Annotated in this window: 16 protein-coding genes; 7 read left to right on the forward strand and 9 right to left on the reverse strand. The window is 49.5% G+C overall.

Going from position 1 to position 20,696, the window contains the following annotated elements; all coding sequences use genetic code 11:
• Positions 1-3: 3 nt before the first annotated feature.
• On the reverse strand, positions 4-1,599 hold the full coding sequence (locus E6W40_RS19125) for a spore germination protein (RefSeq protein ID WP_136608147.1): 1,596 nt from the start codon (positions 1,597-1,599) through the stop codon (positions 4-6).
• Between the two features lie 219 nt (positions 1,600-1,818).
• Entirely contained in the window at positions 1,819-3,789 is a 1,971-nt protein-coding gene (locus E6W40_RS19130; protein ID WP_136607233.1) for a methyl-accepting chemotaxis protein, read from the reverse strand.
• A 314-nt stretch (positions 3,790-4,103) separates the two neighbouring features.
• Between E6W40_RS19130 and E6W40_RS19135 the strand changes: the two genes are divergently transcribed.
• Positions 4,104-5,237: a GGDEF domain-containing protein gene (locus E6W40_RS19135; protein WP_136607234.1), complete on the forward strand. Its 1,134-nt coding sequence runs from the start codon at positions 4,104-4,106 to the stop codon at positions 5,235-5,237.
• Between the two features lie 219 nt (positions 5,238-5,456).
• Positions 5,457-5,954, forward strand: a complete 498-nt coding sequence (locus tag E6W40_RS19140; protein WP_136607235.1) for a DUF2798 domain-containing protein — start codon at positions 5,457-5,459, stop codon at positions 5,952-5,954.
• A gap of 100 nt (positions 5,955-6,054) precedes the next feature.
• Here the strand turns inward: E6W40_RS19140 and E6W40_RS19145 are convergent, their stop codons facing one another.
• The gene (locus tag E6W40_RS19145; protein WP_136607236.1) at positions 6,055-6,471 is read right to left on the reverse strand and encodes a MerR family transcriptional regulator; all 417 of its coding nucleotides are present in this window, start codon (positions 6,469-6,471) and stop codon (positions 6,055-6,057) included.
• 133 nt (positions 6,472-6,604) lie between these two features.
• The gene (locus E6W40_RS19150; protein ID WP_136608148.1) at positions 6,605-7,543 is read right to left on the reverse strand and encodes an aldo/keto reductase family protein; all 939 of its coding nucleotides are present in this window, start codon (positions 7,541-7,543) and stop codon (positions 6,605-6,607) included.
• Positions 7,544-7,683: 140 nt separating this feature from the next.
• Here E6W40_RS19150 and E6W40_RS19155 point away from each other — a divergent pair, with 140 nt between their 5' ends.
• On the forward strand, positions 7,684-9,231 hold the full coding sequence (locus E6W40_RS19155) for an FAD-dependent oxidoreductase (protein ID WP_136607237.1): 1,548 nt from the start codon (positions 7,684-7,686) through the stop codon (positions 9,229-9,231).
• Between the two features lie 52 nt (positions 9,232-9,283).
• Positions 9,284-9,601 carry an antibiotic biosynthesis monooxygenase gene (locus E6W40_RS19160; RefSeq protein ID WP_136607238.1) on the forward strand — a complete coding sequence of 106 codons (318 nt, stop codon included), beginning with the start codon at positions 9,284-9,286 and terminating at the stop codon, positions 9,599-9,601.
• Between the two features lie 232 nt (positions 9,602-9,833).
• On the opposite strand, the gene E6W40_RS19165 is transcribed toward E6W40_RS19160, so the two are convergent.
• From E6W40_RS19165 to E6W40_RS19175, 3 genes are all read right to left on the reverse strand, one after another.
• Positions 9,834-10,289, reverse strand: a complete 456-nt coding sequence (locus tag E6W40_RS19165; protein ID WP_246073106.1) for a hypothetical protein — start codon at positions 10,287-10,289, stop codon at positions 9,834-9,836.
• Between the two features lie 145 nt (positions 10,290-10,434).
• Complete coding sequence (locus tag E6W40_RS19170; protein WP_136607239.1) at positions 10,435-11,541, reverse strand: nitric oxide synthase oxygenase; 1,107 nt, start codon at positions 11,539-11,541, stop codon at positions 10,435-10,437.
• Between the two features lie 146 nt (positions 11,542-11,687).
• Positions 11,688-13,922 (reverse strand): MMPL family transporter, encoded by a 2,235-nt coding sequence (locus E6W40_RS19175; protein WP_136607240.1) that lies wholly within the window; start codon positions 13,920-13,922, stop codon positions 11,688-11,690.
• 161 nt (positions 13,923-14,083) lie between these two features.
• Here E6W40_RS19175 and E6W40_RS19180 point away from each other — a divergent pair, with 161 nt between their 5' ends.
• Positions 14,084-14,746 carry a TetR/AcrR family transcriptional regulator gene (locus E6W40_RS19180; protein WP_136607241.1) on the forward strand — a complete coding sequence of 221 codons (663 nt, stop codon included), beginning with the start codon at positions 14,084-14,086 and terminating at the stop codon, positions 14,744-14,746.
• Positions 14,747-14,759: 13 nt separating this feature from the next.
• On the opposite strand, the gene E6W40_RS19185 is transcribed toward E6W40_RS19180, so the two are convergent.
• On the reverse strand, positions 14,760-15,698 hold the full coding sequence (locus E6W40_RS19185) for a DNA-3-methyladenine glycosylase family protein (protein WP_136607242.1): 939 nt from the start codon (positions 15,696-15,698) through the stop codon (positions 14,760-14,762).
• A 163-nt stretch (positions 15,699-15,861) separates the two neighbouring features.
• Between E6W40_RS19185 and E6W40_RS19190 the strand changes: the two genes are divergently transcribed.
• Together E6W40_RS19190 and E6W40_RS19195 are read left to right on the forward strand one after the other, a co-directional pair.
• Positions 15,862-16,299, forward strand: a complete 438-nt coding sequence (locus tag E6W40_RS19190; protein WP_136607243.1) for a ferritin-like domain-containing protein — start codon at positions 15,862-15,864, stop codon at positions 16,297-16,299.
• 329 nt (positions 16,300-16,628) lie between these two features.
• Positions 16,629-18,188 carry an IS1182 family transposase gene (locus E6W40_RS19195; protein WP_136604998.1) on the forward strand — a complete coding sequence of 520 codons (1,560 nt, stop codon included), beginning with the start codon at positions 16,629-16,631 and terminating at the stop codon, positions 18,186-18,188.
• 116 nt (positions 18,189-18,304) lie between these two features.
• On the opposite strand, the gene E6W40_RS19200 is transcribed toward E6W40_RS19195, so the two are convergent.
• Positions 18,305-20,587, reverse strand: a complete 2,283-nt coding sequence (locus E6W40_RS19200) for a 5'-nucleotidase C-terminal domain-containing protein (protein ID WP_136608150.1) — start codon at positions 20,585-20,587, stop codon at positions 18,305-18,307.
• Positions 20,588-20,696 lie beyond the last annotated feature (109 nt).

The following is a 20,696-nucleotide window of genomic DNA, read 5'->3' on the forward strand; positions in this document are numbered from 1 at the left end:
TCATCACCATACCTTGTTCAATTTAGGATTTCCGTTGATATCCTTCTCTTCCCGCTTTTGATTCTCTTTCGAAAGCCACGTGGGGCGTTTGTTCATCTTCCACCACGGCGCACGGACGAATATGTCCTTATGGTCAGAGCCATGGAACGGACTGACGCCTGACATATAAGGGACGCCAAAAGAAGTCAGCTGCGTCACATGAACCAGTACCCAGGTAATGCCAAGGATGATGCCAAACAGCCCAAGTACGCCCGCGAGAAGCATCAGGGGGAACCGCAGCAGGCGAATGGTGATGGCGAGGTTATAGTGAGGAATCGTAAAGGATGCAATCCCTGTCATGGACACAATGATAACCATTGGTGCCGATACGATTCCCGCCTGAACGGCCGCTTGGCCAATCACTAGCGCTCCAAGTATACTGACGGCTTGGCCTACCGTCTTCGGCAAACGGATACCGGCCTCGCGCAGTGCTTCGAAGGAAATTTCCATCATCAAGGCTTCGACAAGCGCAGGAAAAGGAATTGCTTCCCTTGCCGCCGCAATACTGAGAACCAGAGTAGACGGCAGCATGTCCTGGTGGTATGTTGTCACCGCGATATAAAGTGAGGGCAGAAACAGTGCAATAAACAGAAATATATACCGGATCCACCGGATGAAATTCGTGATAAAAAAACGCTCATAGTAATCCTCAGTAGCCTGCATCAGCTGAAAGAAAGTTATAGGCGCGACCAGAACAAATGGCGTTCCATCTATGAAAATGGCACATCTGCCTTCAAGGAGCTGGGCTGCCACACTATCCGGGCGCTCTGTGTACTGTACCTGCGGGAAGGGGGAATACGGGTGGTCTTCAATCAGCTCCTCGATGTAACCCGACTCCAAAATACCGTCAATTTTAATATCCTTCAGCCGTTTCTTCACATCGTCTACCATCTTGGGATCGGCAAGTCCCTCAATATAAGAGACGACAATATCTGTCTTGGTATTCGTACCCAGCACCAAGCTGGACATCTTGAGGTTCGGCGTTTTAATCTTAAAGCGGATCAGCGCCGTGTTAATACGGATCATTTCAGTAAAGCCTTCGCGTGGACCGCGGATGACCGACTCGGTTTCCGGCTCCTGTACAGGACGGCGGATGCCTCCTTTAATGTTGAAGAGATGAACCTCACTTAGACCGTCCACGAAAACCGCTACACTGGAGTTTAAAATACCTTCTACGGTGTCAATCCATTTCGTAGCCGACATGACTTGCGAAAGCGAGACCCGCGTGTTTTCAAGCGGCTCCAGTTCTGATGCCTCGGTAATCTGCTCCTCCGGACCTGAATTTTTGATGCGGACAAGCCCCTCCACAATAGGTTCCAGCACATGCAGCTGAAGCTCTTCCGAAAGTACAATCCCTTCCACATATGCCACAAAGGCCTTGATGTCTGGGGCAAGCTCGATGGTTCGGTAGATCATATCCGAGCAGTCTTTAAAAATATCTTTCAGTGTTTGAATATTCTGGTCCAGGCTTTTCGATATGGACAGCTTCTCCCAGGACGGAGAAGGAAGCCCTAGATGCTTGCCGGATGGCAAAGCCTCTGCTTTATGGTCAGAATTCATACTTCGTTTACCCATTGTCTTCATCACCTCGTATGCCGTCCATTACTTGGAATGTTTTCACCATAGCTTGTGCCATATTTGGATAAATTATGTGGAGCACGTTATTACGCCTAAAATAAAAAAACCAGCAGTACCGGATTGGCACTGCTGGTTTAAGATTGAATTTTATAAATAGTGAGTTGCATGCTGCGTCGACGTTTTCAAAGCGACAAAAACGTTTTACGCAATTTTAAACTTGGACACCAGTTCCTGCAGCTGCTCGGCCAGGCGGCTTAGATGCTCCGCGGAAGAGGCAATCTCTTCTATGGATGCAAGCTGCTCCTGCGCTGAGGCGGATACAGACTGCGTATTATCCGCAGCAATCTCAGAGATACTCTGTATGCTCCGGATGGATTCCATGGCGCTCTCTCCATTGCGGGCAAGCTCGCGTGAAGCTTCAGCTGCGGAGGCGATGCCAACGGCCGCTCCCTCCACTGCCTTACGAATACGGGTAAACGATTTGCCGGTGACATCCACAGCCTGGATTCCCTCGGATACTCTGCCCTTGGCATCATCCATTGCAGTAAGCACGCGCTGCATCTCTGTACGCATGCCATCTACCAGTTCCTCAATCCGCTGCGCGGAATTGCCGGACTGTTCTGCAAGCTTGCGGACCTCTACGGCAACCACAGCGAAGCCTCTGCCATGCTCTCCGGCACGAGCTGCTTCTATAGAAGCATTCAGCGCAAGCAAATGCGTTTGCTTGGCGATTTCAGCCATCATCGTGACGATCTCGCCAATCCGGCTGGTGCGTTCGTTCATATGTGCGACAACGCCGTCCAGATCGCTGACTGTCGTATGTATGCCCTGAATTTTATCCGTAACGTCCACTACAGCGGCATGGCCCTCTTCCGCAGATGCGGATGTGCGTGACATTTTGGCTGACGCATCGTCCATATGACTACGGATGCTTTCAGATTGCATCGACATGACATCCATGCTTTCCATGCTCTTCTCCACACTCCGAAGCTGCTGCTCGCTTCCGACTGCAACCTCCTGAATGGCCTCGGTCACACTTTCGATTGCTTTGGTCGTCTGATCTGCACCTGTTGAGAGTCCTTTGGCCGACATGCTGACCTGACCGGTAATATCCTGAACATTCACAATCATTGTACGCAAGTTATCTACCATTACCTGAAAATGACGGCTCAGATTGCCGATTTCATCTCTGCTTGAGGTATCGATATTTTCGGTTAAATCCCCCTGGCTGATTCGTTCCGTCGCCTGTGTCAGCTTGGTGATCGGGCGGATGATCGAACGAATATTCAGGAAAATGATAACGAGCGCCGCCAGGATAGAAATAATCATGACGATCATCACTGAATTCCGGATACCCGCTGCCGATGCCTCAATCTCATCTTCATACATCGATCCGGCAATTTTCCAGCCCGTCAGTTTATTCGTTGTAAACGCCATGCGTTTATTCTCATTTTCAAACGTATAAGAGAAATGTCCTTCCGCGCTGGCATAAAGCGGTTTGAGATAATCTCCCTCCGCCTTCTGGCCGGTGTAATTCGGATGAACCACATAATTTTTCGCCTGGTCTGTGATGAAAATATAGCCCTTGTTACCGAGCTTCATATTAGTAAGTGTACGGATGTTGTCCAGGTTCAGCTCAATGGAAAGTACGCCTTTACCCGAGGGAGCCGCTTGAGAAATAGACACTGCCATTTTACCATTCGCCGCCTTGAAAACCGGGGATATGGTCGGTGTCTTGCCCTGCTTGAGTGCCCGGATATACCAATCCTGCTTGGTCACATCATACTGCTCCGGTAGAGGATCCTCGGATGCACGCAGGAAATAGCCGCCGTCCACGCCTAAAATAATGTCTTTGGCATCTTTATTCATTTCCAAATACCGCCGCAGCTGCAGCTTCAACTCGGCGCCTTTTCCCATCGGATCTTCTATGGCCCGTTCCAGATAAGGCTGCTTCAGCAGATAGGCAATATCATCAATTTTCGCCTGAATGCTCTGGGTGACGATATTATCGGCTGACTTTGTACTTTCGAGCGCGCTGTTCATCATATCCTCAGCATTCGCATTTTTGGCGGATTCATAGGACAGAATGCCGATCATGAAGCTTGGGACGAGCAAAACGATAAGATAAGTAATCAACAATTTCCGTTTGATGGTGAAAGACAATCGTTTCACAATGGCATTTTCCTTTCTGCATCAATAATTTGGGGCATGTTACCAAAAAAAATCATACCATGGACATAGTTTTTTGGGTACTTATTCATATATTATCGGAATATTGCACAATATTTTTTCAACTTATATCCATTTCCCTTAAAATATTCTATCATCATCCGTTTCATAGGCATAGAGGCCTATACCTTAAAAAACAGCTTTCTTTCTTTGAAATTCTATGAAAATTTTCTCTGGAAGCTGACAAATTTCTATTAAATCCGCTAATATAGGAATCAAGATGCAAGATTTTGGATAGTGGAGGGTTTTTCAAGGACATGCTGAGCAGTCTCTTCGTAAATGTTTGTATCTTTGTGACATTCCTTTTCTTTTCGGGAGTCCTGTCCAAAAAATATGTGATTGGTTCCCGTCCCCTGACCTTACCCGTCAAGATCAACTCCGGGCTGCTGTTTGGCCTGTACGGCATGATTCTGATGAATTACAGCTTTCCGGTTGGACCACATGTCATCGCGGATATGCGCCATCTGACGGTCGTTGTCATCGGAGTATATATGGGATGGTTGCCTGCTCTCCTGTGCAGCGTCGTGCTGGGTATCGGCAGAATCGCCCTCTACGGCTGGTCACCTGCTGCCCTGATTGCTTGTCTCGGCATGTTGGTGGTTGGGCTGTTATGCGCCTACATATCCACGATTTCCCGGTCCCGTTTGTTCAAAATGAATATGATGAATCTGGCTAGCATGGCCGTTATTTTCGTTACGCTCAGCTTAAACCTCGATAATATGACAACGGTGATGAGGTACTATCCAACCCAGTTGATCATTTCAGTTATTGCCTGTTTATTTCTCTATGTAATCACCGAGCATATCGACTCATCCAATGTGCTGTTTGCCCAGCTGGAAAAAAGGGCCACTACCGATCATTTGACCCAGTTGAACAATTTACGCCAGTTCGAGTGGTCGCTTCACAATGAAATGGCCGGAGCAAAGCTGCGCGCGGAAAATCTGTCTTTGCTCGCCATTGACATCGACCACTTCAAGCTTGTCAATGATACGTACGGCCACGCCGCCGGCGATGAGGTGCTGCGTGATCTCGGTAAAATTCTACTGGCCCAGGCCCGCCCTATGGGCATCGTTTCCCGAAACGGCGGGGAGGAATTCACTGTGCTGCTGCCGAATTGCTCCTCTGCCCTTGCCATAGCAACTGCAGAAAAGATTCGAAAGGCGGTACAGGCGAATGTCTTCAAGCTTCCAGCCTTGAATCAGAAGAAACTGCGGATTACCGTCTCGATCGGGACAGCGACTTATCCGGCAGATACGGAAGCCACCGAGACAGAGAATGCGCTCGTAGAACAGGCGGACAAGGCGCTGTATCAAGCCAAAAACAGCGGGCGCAATAAAGTATGCTCAGCCAGCGTTTTGGAGCTGCGCCCGGCCCTCATCGTAGAGCGCTGATAGGCTTGGAATAGAAGATGTCCGTTCGTACGGAACACTACAAAAAAGGACAACACCAAAAAAGCCCCCCCGATTTATTTCGGGCGGGCTTTTGCTTTTTATATTTTTTAGCATGTAAAAAAATACACTCATTTTTAAAATGTTCACAGAACGTTCACTTATGAAGAGGATTCCTCGATCTCTATAATGACAAAAGGTAAACAGAAAGGATGATGAAAGTTGCCTACAACGAAGAAAGAAAATTTTTATTTTGGGTTGATGATGTGCTGTGGAATGGTCCTATTCATGACATTCTATAATTTATTGAATCACGGCTTGCTTGGCACGATAACGGTGAAAGAGATACTTATCCAGCTTATTCTGGTCTTTATTACTGCTTTTTTATTGGAGTTGTTTATTGTCGGTCCAGTGGCAAAGAAAATTGCTTTCTCATTACCCTATGACAAATCTAAGAAGTTATTTGTCATCCTAACCCTGGCATTTTTTATGGTGAGTGGAATGGTTCTCTGTATGTCTTTTTATGGCTTGATGACTTCTTATTTCTCTAACGGTCTCAATGGAGAACCATTGCTTAAAAGTTACTTTTCTCTAGTCTTCCGAAATTTCATCTTTGCTTTCCCTCTGCAGGTCATCATTGTGGGACCGGTTGTCCGGTTTTTATTTTCAAAATTCGTTAAGGGTAAAAATATCACGGAACCTTTAGCTGAAGTTTATTGAATGAACGGGAAACGATAGCTGAAAACAATTCAAGCGGCAGTCCGGGATCTTTGCTAATGTCCTGAACTGCCGCTTGAATTTGTGTTAATTAGTCCTTTTTTTATTGGCGCATCGCTTTGGTGATCCGGCCGCTGAGACCAGCCAATTCCTCTCTGACCTTCGCCATCTCCGTAATTTTATAATCTACCAGTTCCAGCTGCTTGTTAACCGCCTCGGCCATATGCTCCAGCTCCGCTTGGCGCAGGGCATCATCCGAGGAGGAAGAAGCATTGCTGCGGTGCTTCATGACCTGATCATGGATTTGCAAAAATTCCTGGATCTCCTGCAGGGAAAAACCAAGTACCTTTTTCGCGAGTACAATATTTTTCAACTGCTCAACGTCTTCTTCGGTATATAATCGAATGCCTCCATCAGACCGTTCAGGTGATTTCATGAGACCGATTTCCTCGTAATACCGGATCGACCGCTTCGTCAAACCCGTCTCCTTGGCAACATCGTCAATTTTAAGCCATGTCATGCCTTTCTCCCCCTGTAATAAAGGTATACCTTTAAGTATAGCTTTCCCTGCGATATAACGCCAATGGGGGACCAATTTTTCGAACATGAAAAGCCGTCCGGATCAACGGACGGCTAGAATTCATAGAAACCTATTATAACAAAATCTGCTCAATTCGCTCCAGCACTTCAGCCGAAAGCTCCACCGCCGAGGCATGCACATTCTCAGCTACCTGCTCCGGACGGCTGGCACCAACCAGTGCACTGGCTACATTCGGCTGGCGCAGAATCCAGGCAAGCGCGAGCTGGCTCATCTTGATGCCGAGCTCGTCCGCAATGACGCTGAGCTCCTGCACCTTGGCGATTTTCTCTTCACTGATCTGACCTTCCTTCCAGTTCAGCTTCGCAGCGCGGCTGCCTTCCGGTGCTTCTCCCGCCGCCTTATACTTCCCAGTCAGCAGGCCTTGGGCCAAGGGTGAATAGACCACCTGACTGATTCCTTTTTCCTCACCGAGCGGAATAATTTCCTTTTCAATGCTGCGGTTGAACATATTGTATACCGGCTGGTTTACCACAATCCGGTCCAGCAGGTAACGATCAGCCGTTCCCAGTGACGCTTCCATCTGGGCTGCGGTCCACATGCTCACACCGATATACAGGACTTTGCCCTGGCGCACCAGATCGTCCAGCGCACGCAGCGTTTCCTCAATCGGTGTCTCCGGATGGTAACGGTGGCAGTAATACAAATCGATATAATCATGTCCAAGCCGCTTCAGGCTCGCATGGCATTGCTCCATAATATGCTTGCGTGACAGCCCCATATCATTGGGACCTTCACCCATTTTGCCGAATACCTTGGTTGCCAATACATACGACTCGCGTGGATACGCTTTCAGTGTTTTTCCCAGAAGTTCCTCTGCTGCTCCGCGCTCGTACACGTTGGCCGTGTCAAAGAAATTGATGCCCAGATCGTATGCAGTCTGAATGGCCTTGACCGCGTTATCCTGTTCAACGTAGCCCCCATAAGTAAGCCAGCTGCCAAGGCTGATTTCACTTACCTTGAGCCCGCTTTTGCCAAGTCTCCGATAATTCATAGTCACAGGCAAAACCTCCATGTTTGAATATTCTTCCTTCATTATTGTAAACAACCTTGGTTTCTATGGAAAGGCTTCGTTTCTTTCCGGTGATAAATGGTAATAAATGAAAATGAATACTAATAGGAGGCTACGCCAAGATGCAACGATCCGATTCCGTTTCCCGGCATTTGCCACAGTTTCCCGAGTCCTTATGGAGAGCCACCACCGAACTGCTTTCCTTTCCGCGGCTGAACGAAGATATCCAGGTGGATACCGCGATTGTCGGCGCTGGCATTGCCGGCATTACTACAGCCTATTTACTGTCACGCCAAGGCTGCAAGGTCGCTTTGCTTGAAGCAGGAAGCATTCTGAACGGCACGACCGGACACACCACTGCCAAAATTTCCGCTCAGCATGGCATGCTATACGATGAACTGCTGAATCATTTCGGCGAGGAAAAGACACAAATGTATTACCAGGCGAACCGTGATGCCATGAATTTAATCCAAAAGACGGTGTCAGATTTAAACATCGATTGTGACCTTAAACCCGAAAGTGCTTATTTGTATATGGAAAGCGATGATGAGCTTCAAAATCTTCAGAAGGAGTTTGATGCCTATATCAAGCTTGGTATTCCCGGTCAATGGAGAGACAAGCTGCCCATCCCGCTGAATGTCAGCGGTGCGATTGAAATGCCGGATCAGGCCCAATTTCATCCGCTGCATTACCTGAAACCGCTGGTCGATGAGATCCTCAAAGCGGGCGGGCGAATCTTCGAGCAAACGACCATTACCACACTGGAAAAAGACGGGCCCTTCACGCTCACCACCTATCGGGGCAAACACAAGGTGCGCTGCAGCCATGTCGTATCCGCTTCCCATTTTCCGTTCTTCGACGGCGGGGGCATGTATTTCACACGTCTTCATGCGGAGCGTTCCTATGTGGTGGCGTTCAAGCCGGAAACCGCGTTTGCCGGAGGGACTTACCTCAGCGCAGACAAGCCAAAACGTTCACTGCGTACGGCCTCTTGGAATGGCGAGGAGCTGGTGCTCGCAGGAGGGGAAAACCATAAAACCGGTCAGGGCATTTGCACGCATAACCATTATGAAGAGCTGGAGCAGTTTGGAAGCAAGCTGTTTGGAATCCAGAGCATTCCTTTCCGCTGGTCTGCACAAGACCTCGTTACCTTGGACAAAGTCCCATATATCGGGCAAATCACGTCAGGGGATGAAGGCATTTATGTCGCGACAGGCTTTAACAAATGGGGGATGACCCAAGGCACACTCTCGGGTATGATTCTCTCCGATCAGATTCTGGGCAAGGATAATCCTTATACGACACTCTATACTCCTTCCCGCTTCAAGGCTGACCCGTCCATCAAAAACTTCGTCGTTCAAAATGCAGATGTGGCCAAACATCTTGTTGCCGGAAAAGTCGGTCTTGTCGAGCGAAGTACCGAGGATCTGCAGCCTGATGAAGGCGGCGTCATTACCCTTGATGGTAAACGGGCCGGAGGTTATAAGGATGCGGAGGGCAACCTCTATCTGGTAGACACCACCTGTACCCATCTGGGCTGTGAATGTGAGTGGAATGATGCTGAGCGCACCTGGGATTGTCCATGTCATGGCTCACGGTTTAACTATGAAGGCGCGGTGATCGAAGGCCCAGCGACCGAGCCGCTTGAGAAACTGGATGGACACGAGTAGACTTTAAGACGTAAGGTCTATTCCATTTCATCAAGCGGAGGCGATTCAACTTATGATAGTCATTACGAATACGATCCGGGTCAAAGAAGGCTCCGGAAAGGCGATGTCCGAACGCTTCGCCCATGCGAAAGGTGTTCATGAAATGCCTGGATTTGTCCGGATGGAAGTATGGCTCGGCAAAAGCAAGGAAGCTGAAGGCGAAGAATTGAAGGTGTCCACGGTTTGGCAGGATGAAGCGTCCTTCCGCAACTGGACCTCCAGTGAATCCTTTCGCGAATCTCATCGCGGACAGGGCGGCAATGATGCCATTCTCGGCTCCACACTGAATCAGTATGAGCTGATTGTCAGTCCGCTGAATGCCGCGGAGTAGCACATCACTCACCATCATTTTCTAAAACACTTAACAAACGTCCCTCATTACCGCCATACCCGCCGGAAGGGACGTTTTTCTTTGTCTTCGCAGTCCCTGCAATGAGCCGACTGCGATGTTCAGCAGATCGATCGCACCGGTTCGCATCAAAAAGGGATAGACAAGCCAGCGCGGTTATCGCGGTATAGGCTTTGCTATCCTTTAATTTTTATCATATGGCGGTTCAGAGGGATTATGCCGTAGCCGCCACAGCTGCCGCTTTCTGGGCTTGCATCCGGTAAGCAACCAGCGATTCGTCAATGACCGTGCTGAAAAATACAGCATCGACTTCAGGAACCAGAGCCAGTGCATAGTTCCAGGCATTTTCTTCAATCTGGAGCGCCACTCTAGTCCGTCTCTCAGCGCTGATCGCTTCATCTTCCAGCTCTTCGCAGAGGAACGACAAACGGGTATCCGCCGCATGTCCAAGCTCATGCGCCAGCACGACCGCAAAATAAGTTTCTACCTGCTCAAGCGACCCAAACATCTGCAGACACTGCTCCTCGATGACCTCCGTATACATCGTGACGGTTTTGGAGATCATGCCATATTTACCGCCGATTAAACGGCCGCCTTCCAACCGGGATTCCAATCTTACTATAATATCAAGGCCCGAACGCTGCAGCATCTGATCTACGATCTGATTCAAATTCAAGTTCTCCAACGCTGTTTCTTTGTCTCCTCTGCATTCAAAATTCTATAGCTATTATACGGCCAATTGACAGAAATGCAACAAGACAGCAAGCAATTCCAACTTCTAAAACCACATTTAAGCGAAGTTTTTCATGTGAGAATCAGGAACGTCCAGGGAAGCTTGTACTTTCTTCTCTTTTAAAAAAGTTGGGATACACAACCGTATTATCATAGGAATGGTGAAATATATGGGTCGTAGCTGGAGATACCGGCGGAATCAGCCAATTCCAATAGCCCGTCAGCGGGCGTCCGCATTTGGCTTCCTTCTGCTCAAACAGTTGGAATTGCGCCGCTGCCGTATGATGATCCACCATGCTGACCCCTGCCTGTTTGTAGGAATGCAGCACGGCAATATTCATCTCCACCAATGCCCGATCCCGCCAAAGCGAGGTTTCGCTGGCTGTAGACAAGCCCATCAGCTCGGCAACCTGCGGCAGAACATTATACCGGTTCACGTCAGCGAAATTACGGGCTCCAATCTCTGTTGCCATATACCAGCCATTAAACGGTGCTGCCGCGTAACGAATACCGCCAATAACCATTTCCATATCGGAAATGATCGGAACCGCGTACCAGCGCAGGCCGAGATGTCCGAATGCCGGATAATCCGGATGGGTCAGCGGTACCTCAAGCACCAAATGGTCAGGGATCGGGAGAAGTACAGGCTCTCGGCCCTCCGACTGAATAATCAGAGGAAGCACATCAAAATGCGTTCCCTCTCCTCTCCAGCCCATATCTCTGCAAATATCCGTAAACGGCACAGAAGCGGGATCGCCAACGATCCCGCTCTCCGTCTCATAACCCGCATAACGGACCAACTGGTGGTTCCAGATACGCACCCCTTTACTTACCGGGCCGGCAGGCTTGAATACCGACAGGGTTGGAATAACTTTGCCGCTGTTCGTCGCTTTCCCGATATGATCCAGCAGCGCTGCGCAGATATCATCCGGATGCTCCAAATGCCGCTGATCATGCACAACCATGGAATCCCAGAACAATCTTCCGATACAGCGGTTACTGTTGCGCCAGGCCATTTTCGCCCCATGCTCCAGCTCCTCGAAGGTATGCTCGTAGGTTCCGGTCAAATCAATTTCTTTCCTGATATCGGCAAGCCGATTATGAATTTCCTGCTCTGCTTTTCCAAGCTCGGCATAACATGCTCTTATATAATCTTCTGCTTCCTGAAGCAAAATGCTGCATTCCATCATGTCTATCACCTCATCTATGCTGTGAAGCCAAATACTAAAAGTCCGTTGATTATGTGAGCCCTGGGCGGACAACCAACATCGTATTTTAATATTATAGCCATAAATAGAGGCCTATGGTCGCGTCAAAGTTGATATCTTCGTGAACCCTACAATTCTATTCGGGCTTCTGTGCGCGCTGCTTTCTCCTCCACCTCAACATGCTTGGAAGGCCAGAACGCAAAGCGGCCAAGGAGGGTTGTCACCGCCGGTACCAGGAATGGACGTACGATAAAGGTATCCAGCAGAACACCTACAGCTGTGATGATCCCGAACTGCACCAAAACCTGAATTGGCAATGAAGCCAGCACAGCGAATGTTCCCGCCAGGATCAGACCGGCAGATGTAATGACGGAGCTGGTCTCGCCGACGCCTTCCTTGATGGCCTGTTTGAGCGGCATTACCTTGCGCTTCTTCCATATGCTCGAGATCATGAAGATATTATAATCTTCACCTAATGCCACTAGGAACACAAACGAATACAGCGGGATCGCCCCTTGAATGGCATCTGCTCCAAGGCCGTAGTGGATGATAATCCAGCCGAGACCAAGAGCGGAGAAATAGGATAGGATGACGGTGAGTATCAGATAAATGGTAGCCGTGATCGAACGCAGGTAAACCAGCAGCAGCAACGTAATCATACCGATAACCACTGGGATGATCACCATCGTATCACGGTCTCCGGTTTCTCTTGTATCATACTGCTCAGCCGTCTGACCGCTGATCCATACCTTGTCTTCAGGAGAGGTGACGCCCGCATCCTTCAGGGTCTGCACGGCTGTGCTCCGCAGTTCCGGAATAAGGTCTATTGCCTCACTCGAATACGGATTCATCTTCAGTTCGATATCGTAGGCGAGGATGTTTGCGTTCTTCTCTCCCTGCACCTGTTGCCCAGCCTTTTCCACATAAGGAAGTCCTGTGAGAGCCTTACCCAGCACATCCGGCTGGCCTTCAGAATCGACCATCACCTTGACGGGAGCGAGCTCACCCGGAGAAAACTGCTTACCGATCATATCATAGCCTTCTCTGGACTCCATATCTTTCGGGAAGGAAGACATAATATCATAAGTGAATTTCACCTGGCTTGAAAAAGACGCGAGCCCGCCAAGCACCACCAGCGTCACAATGACAATCATCCATGGCTTCGTAACAACCAGTCTGCCGATAAAGCTTTCCTTTTTGCGTCTATGCGTATGGGCCGTCTTGCCCTTACTGCGGGCACGTTCCTCCTCCATTTCCGGCGTACGCGGGATGAACGGATAAAACGAGACACGTCCGAAAATCGCCAGCAGTGCGGGGACAAGCGTCAGACTCGCAATCACCATCACCAGAATGGATACACTGAATGGAATGGCAAACCGGTGATAGGCTCCGTATTTAGCCAGCATCAAAGCCAGCAGCGACAGTACAACGGTAAAGCCGCTCATAGCAATGGCGCCAGAGGTCTCGGTGATCGCCCGCAGCAGCGCTTTGCCCTTGCTCTCTTCCTCTTTCAGCAGATGACGGAAATGAGAAATGAGGAATAGACAGTAGTCCGTACCTGCGCCGAACAGCAGCACCGTCATAATCGATACAGCCTGCGAGTCCACGGTAATCCAGCCTTTACTGGCCATGAGGCCGAGCAGCGGGCTGATCGCGCCATATGCGAATCCCACTGCAATAAGCGGAATTAGCGCCAAAATAGGGGAACGGTATATTAACAGTAAAATGACCAGTACTAGAATAACCGTACCCATCAGCAGCTTGAAGTCAGCATTTTTGAACAATCCAACCGCATCGATCGAGATACCGACGGGTCCCGTCACGCGAGCGCTCAGCTCGCTGGTGGAGTTTTGTTTCGCCGCAAACGGATCGGCTCCGAACTCCTTCGACGCCTGCTCCTTCAACTGCACTACGCCTTCCTTGAGCTGGTCGCTGTCCGCATCATTCTTGAACAGAACCGGTGTGACGAACGTGCTCTGATCCTCGGACAGCTGCTTTTTCAGCGCCTGCGCAGGCATTTTGTCAAACGGAGGCACACTGTCCTGATAAGGAAGCGGTGTACTGCTCCATTCCGCATACAGCTTCTGCACATGCTGCAGATCTTCATCTTTCAGTCCACCCTCGCGGTGCCATACGAGCAGCGCAGGTACGCTGGAGCCTCCGCTGAACTGCTCTGCGGCTACCTTCTCAGCCTGAACGGACGGTGTATTTTCCTCCAGATTGGCCGCATTATTCTGGACTTCCTTGTTAACCATCGGCCACAGCGCACTGAGAACCCCCACGATGATAATCCAGACCGCGAGCGTGATCCATTTGCTCCGCTTTCCGGCTACAAAACGTCCAAATCCTGATTCCTGCTGCATGATTCTCCTCCTCACCCTTATTCAGGTGTACATGGTATAGTATATGTATTGCCTTGAAGTACTAAATCAGAAGGTGTATTGACCTTCAAAACGGTTTATAATAATTATATATACCGGAAGGTTAATTATCAAACAAGTTTTTTGTCAGTGGAGGAGTAAATATGAATTTTTCCCAGCAAGGACCCAAACCCAAGCGCTCTCCTGGCAGGCCTAAACGGCGGGAACAGGAAGGATCGACAAACGAGTTCATACTGAAAACCGCCTCCAATCTGTTCATGGAGAACGGCTACGAAGCGGTATCCCTTCAGCAGATTGCCAAGGTGTGCGGCGTAACCAAGGCTTCCATATACTATCACTTTGAAAATAAAGCGCAGCTGTTTACTGCGGCCGTGACCGCTATGATGGAAAAAGCGCAGTCCTCATCGCAACAAATTATGCAGCAGCAGGACATGCCCCTATATGACCGGCTTGTTTTGCTGGCTGAGCGCAAGCTGCGGTTTCCGCATGGAGATTTTGAGACCATCCTGCGCGAAGCCGCAGATTCGTTATCGAAGGAGCAGATGGAAAGCATCCGCCGAAGTGAAGAGAGCATCCATGATGTGCTGACGGTCAGCTTTACAGAGGCTATTGAAAAAGGAGAGGTTCGCCCGCTGCATCCACTGTTGATGGCACATACGCTGGCATCGATGCTCATGCTGGGTAACCGGGAGGTAGCCAAGGAATTTGCCCCTTCACCATCGGAGCTGGCTCATGACATTATCCATATGTTCTGGAACGGTGTCGGATTAAGCCCTGAATCCCGCTCTGAGGAAGCCCAGGACTAATCTGAAAATATCCTTATTTCTTTGTGGCCGCGGAAGCGGTCTTTTTTTGCAGCTTCCACTCATCCAGCCAAGCCCATAAATAATAAGCCGCATAGCTTCTCCAAGGCGACCAGCTGCTGCTGATCGCAAGCATATCCGGTGAGGACGGCTGACTGTCAAAGCCCCACAGCTGCTTCATGGCATTTTTTAGTCCGATATCATCCGCAGGGAAGAAATCCGTCCGGCCTACACCAAACAGAAGGAAGCATTCCACCGTCCACTTGCCAATTCCCCGGACCGGCAGCAGCTTCTCAAAGATCTCCGTGTCCTCCAGGGCAGGAAGCGAGTGCAGGTCCAGCGTCCCCTCATCCACCAGCCTTGACAGGCCAATCACATATTCCGCCTTTCGCCGGCTGAATTGAAGCTCCATCAGTTCCTCGGGCTCAAGGCGGGCCAGTGCGCCCGGTTCGGGAAAGCTGTACAATACGCGCTCACCTGCTTGGACCGGGGTTCCATATCGCTCCGTAATCCGGCTGACCAGCGCGGCAGCAAAGCTCAGGTTCATCTGCTGCCCAATAATCGTACGCACCAGATTCTGATACAAATTGGGTTCGAGCAGGATTTTCATCCCATGCAGATCCGGAAGAATAGAACCAATCACGGGCTCTTCTAAGAGCTGTCTGTAAAACGGCATCAAGTCCACATGATTGGATAACATCTTGTTGATAAATACGACTGCAGCCTCCTGCTCCGCTTCGGAACAAGGCTCCAAAAATTCGATCTCTGCCGTTTGCCCCTCTCCGCCCTGGATCAAATTTACCGTAACAGGAACTTTGCGGTTTCCGGCCGTCACCACCTTGGAAAACGTATGGAGCTGCGGATCCGCATGAATCAAGAGCGGATTCTGGCTTCTCACGGATCTCATCACCAGCTCCGCATTAAAAGGCTCCACCAATGCAATACTTTTTTTCACCTTGTAACCTCCCTTTTCTCATACCTGTCTGTAACCGGCTATCTGATGTTCTATATAAAGTATCTTATACGTTCGGGCTTCGCAAGTCCTTTCCCTCCTGCACCCTTCTATCTCTTATTGCATAGGGTATATTAGCCCAGAAACGCATAAAGGAGGAAACCTTATGACTCCATATGGATTCTATTACCGGCCTTCAGCAAGTCCCGATACCGCCTTGGCACCGGATTTGATCAAGTCCATCAACGGCGAATACAGTGCGATCATTTGCTATGAGCAGCTGGCAAAGCTCGCTCCCACAGAGGATGCCAAAACACGCATTTTAGAAATCCGCCAGGATGAAGTAAAGCATCTGCAGTTTTTTTCACAGGTTTATACACATCTGACCAGTCAAACGCATAAGCCTGTCCAAACGGAAACCTGTGCGAAAGAGTATAGATCAGGCCTGGTTGCTTCATTTAAAGACGAACAGGAAACCGTCGACTTTTATTTAGGCTTCTCCGACCGGGCACAGGATCCCTATCTGAAGGAACAGCTCCGCCGCATCGCCATGGATGAGCAGAATCATGCCGTCTGGTTCCTGTACTTGATGAGCCATCACTGAGACCGAAATCAAAAGGGGCTGTCCCAAAAGCCATGAAATGGCTGCTTGGGACAGCCTTGTCTTTTACGTAGGATATACTTAGACTTTTTGGGTGGACGCTGCGCGAACGGACCATTGTTCCAATCGCTGTGCTCTCCGGATTTTTTTTCATTCCCCTTAGCGGTGAAAATCCGGAGATCAAGGCGAACGCTGCCGCTTTTCCACAATCCGTCCGTCCTCTCCGCTGTTTATGCGGGGAATGGATCTTCAATCTTTAAAAAAACACAAAAAAGAAACCTTTCTTTTGGTAAAATGGAAGTGTGACCAACCATTTCAAAGGAGAGGTTTCTTTGTACATTCAATATACCATGGACCAACTTTGTTTGCCAATGGATCTGGAAGAAGATATTCCAGAAAACCACCTCGTTCGTGTCGTGAATGCTGCCGTCAATCGATTGGACGACGCCATTTTTGACGCTGCCTATCCCGGCGGCGGCCGTGACAGTTACCATCCCAAAATGCTCACCAAAGTCATCATCTACGCCTACACACAGCGCATCTATTCCTCAAGACAAATCGCCAAAGCCATCCGGGAACACATCCCCTTTATGTGGCTAGCCGGACGGCAACGTCCGGATTTCCGCACGCTTAACCGCTTCCGTTCTGAGCGGATGAAAGACGTCCTCGAAACCGTGTTCTCCGCCGTACTTCAATTTCTTGCAGATGAAAAGTACATCTCCTTGGAACATTATTTCGTAGATGGTACCAAGATTGAGGCCAATGCCAATCGTTACACCTTCGTCTGGGGTAAAGCGGTCAGCAAACACAAGACCAAACTGCAAGAGAAGGTACATGCACTTTTCTCCACCATCGAAGCCGCAGAGCATCAGGAAGAGCGCGAGCATCACGGCAAAGACCTGACCGAACTCGGTGAGGCTTCCGAGTTAGATAGCAGCAAGCTCGAACAAGTCACGCAGCAACTGGAAGCTCAGCTGCTGAAACATCCCAAGGATAACCCCTTAAAGAAAGCCGTTCGGAAGCTTCGGAAGGACTTGCTTCCAAGACTTGTGAAGTACGAACATTACCAAAAGTTGCTTGGAAATCGAAACAGCTTCAGCAAAACCGATACGGACGCCACCTTCATGCGGATGAAAGAAGACCACATGCGAAATGGACAGTTAAAACCGGGATACAATGTGCAGATTGGCACGGAAAATCAGTTCATTTTAGCCTACAGTGTCCACCAAAGACCCACGGATACCCGTTGTTTAGAGCCTCATCTGGAAATAGCACGGCGGATCTTGGGGCAACATCCACAGACAATCATTGCAGATGCAGGCTATGGAAGTGAAGAGAACTATGCCTATCTGGAAAAGGAAGAGATCACAGCAGTCGTTAAATACGGCAGTTACCATAAAGAAAAGAGCAAAGCGTGGAAAGCAGATGTGAGTAAAATCGAGAATTGGACGTACAACGCAGCCGAGGATAACTGGACGTGCCCCGCCGCGCAAACACTGCATTTCCACAGAGAAAGCAAGGAAACACTAGAAAGTGGATATGAGATTCGCAGGCGTCATTACCGAAGTCAAAGCTGTGAAGGCTGCCCGCTGAAAGATCGGTGCACAAAAGCAGCAGGGAACCGGGAAGTAGCGGTAAGTCTGGAAAGGCTGCGATACCAAAGTCAGGCCCGGGACCTCCTCCGAAGTGAGGAAGGCTATGCCCTGGCCGTACGGCGAATGATTGAGCCGGAGAGTGTGTTTGGCCAACTGAAAAACAACCGGGGCTTCCGGCGGTTTCTGCTTCGCGGCATGAAGAAAGTGACGCTGGAGGTCGGATGGCTTTCGCTTGCCCATAATATGCTGAAGCAAGCCGGAGTAGAGCAAAAACGCAAAGGAGCGATTCTCCAATAACGGGAGAATTGCTCCTTTTTTTGGATCCCAAAATAAAACGGAGCTGTCTCTGTCGTGGGAAATCCACTTATGAGACAGCGCCTTTTTGATCACTCAAGATATGAACTATTAAAGAACTATGGCAGCATCGTTACGTATTTTCCGTATACAAATGCTGTTTTACCTTGATACACAACCTTCACCCAGCCGTAAGGCGCAGTGCCGGCCACTTCCAGAACCGTTCCTTTCGGAGCGGATGCCAGAACCTTGGCTTTGGAAGAAGCACCTGTACGAATATTCAGGTAATCGGCAGTGATCTTCGCCTGTTTCAAATCCGGTTCAGTAGGGGCCGGTTTTGCAGGCGTTACAGGTTTGGTCGGCTTGGCAGGAGCAGGCTTCTCAACTTCAGGCTTTGCAGGAGTCTCCGGCTTCTCGGCTGGTGCCGGCTCGGTTACCTCCGGTTTAGCTGCTGCTTTTACCGCTTCATTCAGCTTGTGGTACAGCTCGCCTGTTGTTTTTACATCGGACAGAAGTGCAGCGTCCACGCCCGCCTTTTCAGCCAGCTTGGTTACGTCTTCTGCTTTTACCGGATCCAGAATGTTAATGGAAGCGATGTTGGTATATTTGCCGTCTTCGGTCGTAGGAACTGTTAATATACCGGCATTCATCAGGTCCACAACATCAGCACGTTCCTTGGAAGTTGTATCCACACCCGTAATTTTCCAGTTGTCCTGGATTTTCGGCTCGTATTTGCCCTTCATCACATCCGTCAGGTAAGCAATCGCACGGTTACGGATGGTTCCGCCGGTTTCGCCAAAAGCGCTTTCCGCCTTGGATGTCCACAGCTTCTCGAACTTGCGGCCTTCCAATGCTCCACCCTTAGCAAGCAGGGCATCCATACGATAGGCGTTCATGCCCAGCGTCAGCGTGTCATTCATTTGAATGGGTGTTCCATCCATATGACGCAGGTTAGTGATCCGGCTGCCATAAGGCTTGGACAGATCAATCTCGTATTTTACACCGCCAAAGAAATCATCGGTGCTGTATTTGGAGGATCTGCGTTTTTCGTCAAAGCTGACGGTTACGTCACCCGGACGGGTGCTGTTGAAATAGCCCGCAGACCATTCCATGTAATCCTTCAGGTCTTTGCCAGTTACTTTGTAATTCGTGATTTCACCGAGTGCGAACTGGTAATTGTAGGCGATATCCTTTTTGCGGATCGGGCCTACGTCCAGCTTGGCCTTGTCATTATCGATCTGATGCGCGACAACATCGGCTTTACTGTAATGGAGCATGACTTCACTGAAGAAATCAGACAGGAGTGTTTCCTGAATCTGCACGGCCGGGATACCATTGATTTCATTCGCTGGTACCAGATTGTTTTTGCCGGTCAGCTCGCCTACAACAATGTTGGCGTCTTTACGGGCAAATTCGTGGTATGGCTGAAGTTCTTTTTCCAGACCCGGATCGGAAACAGCAGGCGTGCCGTCAGCACCCTTGACCGGAATAGCGGTTGCTACTTTGTCCTTCAGAACCATTTTTCCGTCCTGCTTCACGAACGTCAGATCAATACGGGACACATGCGTGCCGTACTTATCCGGTTCACCGATCAGCACCCCGTTTACCGTCTCGCTTTTCACGAGCTTGTGCATGTGGCCGGCAAAAATAGCGGTCAGCTGCGGTACTTCCTTCGCAATGTCGGATACACCGGTACCTGGCAGCGAGTTTTCGTTGTCCAGACCCATATGCATCAGACCGATCATCACGTCAGCTTTACCTTCAAGCTCTTGAACGGCTTTCTTCGTTTCATCAACCGGGTTTTTGACAACCAGGCCTTTGAGATGATCCGTATCCTTCTCAAAGTCGGTAATCAGCGGCGTCGTCATTCCGATGATGCCAACCTTGATTCCGGCCTTCTCCACGATTTTCGTAGCTGGAAGAAAACGCTCGCCGTTTTCTTTGTACACGTTGCCTGCCAATTTTGTAGAATTGAACTGGCCTGTTACTTTATTAAAGGTATCGATACCAAAATTAAATTCATGATTGCCCATAGCCCATGCATCGTAGCCCATTTCGTTCATCGCAACCATCATCGGCGATTTCGGCTGATCATTGAACAGCTCCGCGGAGTTATCCTGAATCACATCCCCTGCATCCAGCAGGATCGTGTTCGGGTTTTCGGCGCGAACTTGCTTGATCAGCGTGTAAAGCTGTGTAAAGCTCCCGTTCGTATTCGCTGTATCCATGGCATAATCCCATGGCATAAAGCGCCCGTGAACATCGGAGGTTGCCAGCAGTGTAATATGCGTTTCCTGGTCGTCAGCGGCTTTAGCGCTTACGGGCTGGAGCACCATAGCTCCGGATACCGTCATCACGGCGGCAAGAGCCAGTCCAGTCAGCTTCTTGAAGCTGCCCTTCATTTTTAACATGTAGTCTCGTTCCCCTTTTACTCAATTTGCTTACTTGTTCATTTCCACCCAAAATCAATTTCCTGGCAATTGTTAACGCTAACAATCCTGTGCAAAAGCT

The organism is Paenibacillus dokdonensis, from assembly GCF_004916975.1.
GTDB classification, from domain to species: Bacteria; Bacillota; Bacilli; order Paenibacillales; family Paenibacillaceae; genus Paenibacillus_AQ; species Paenibacillus_AQ dokdonensis.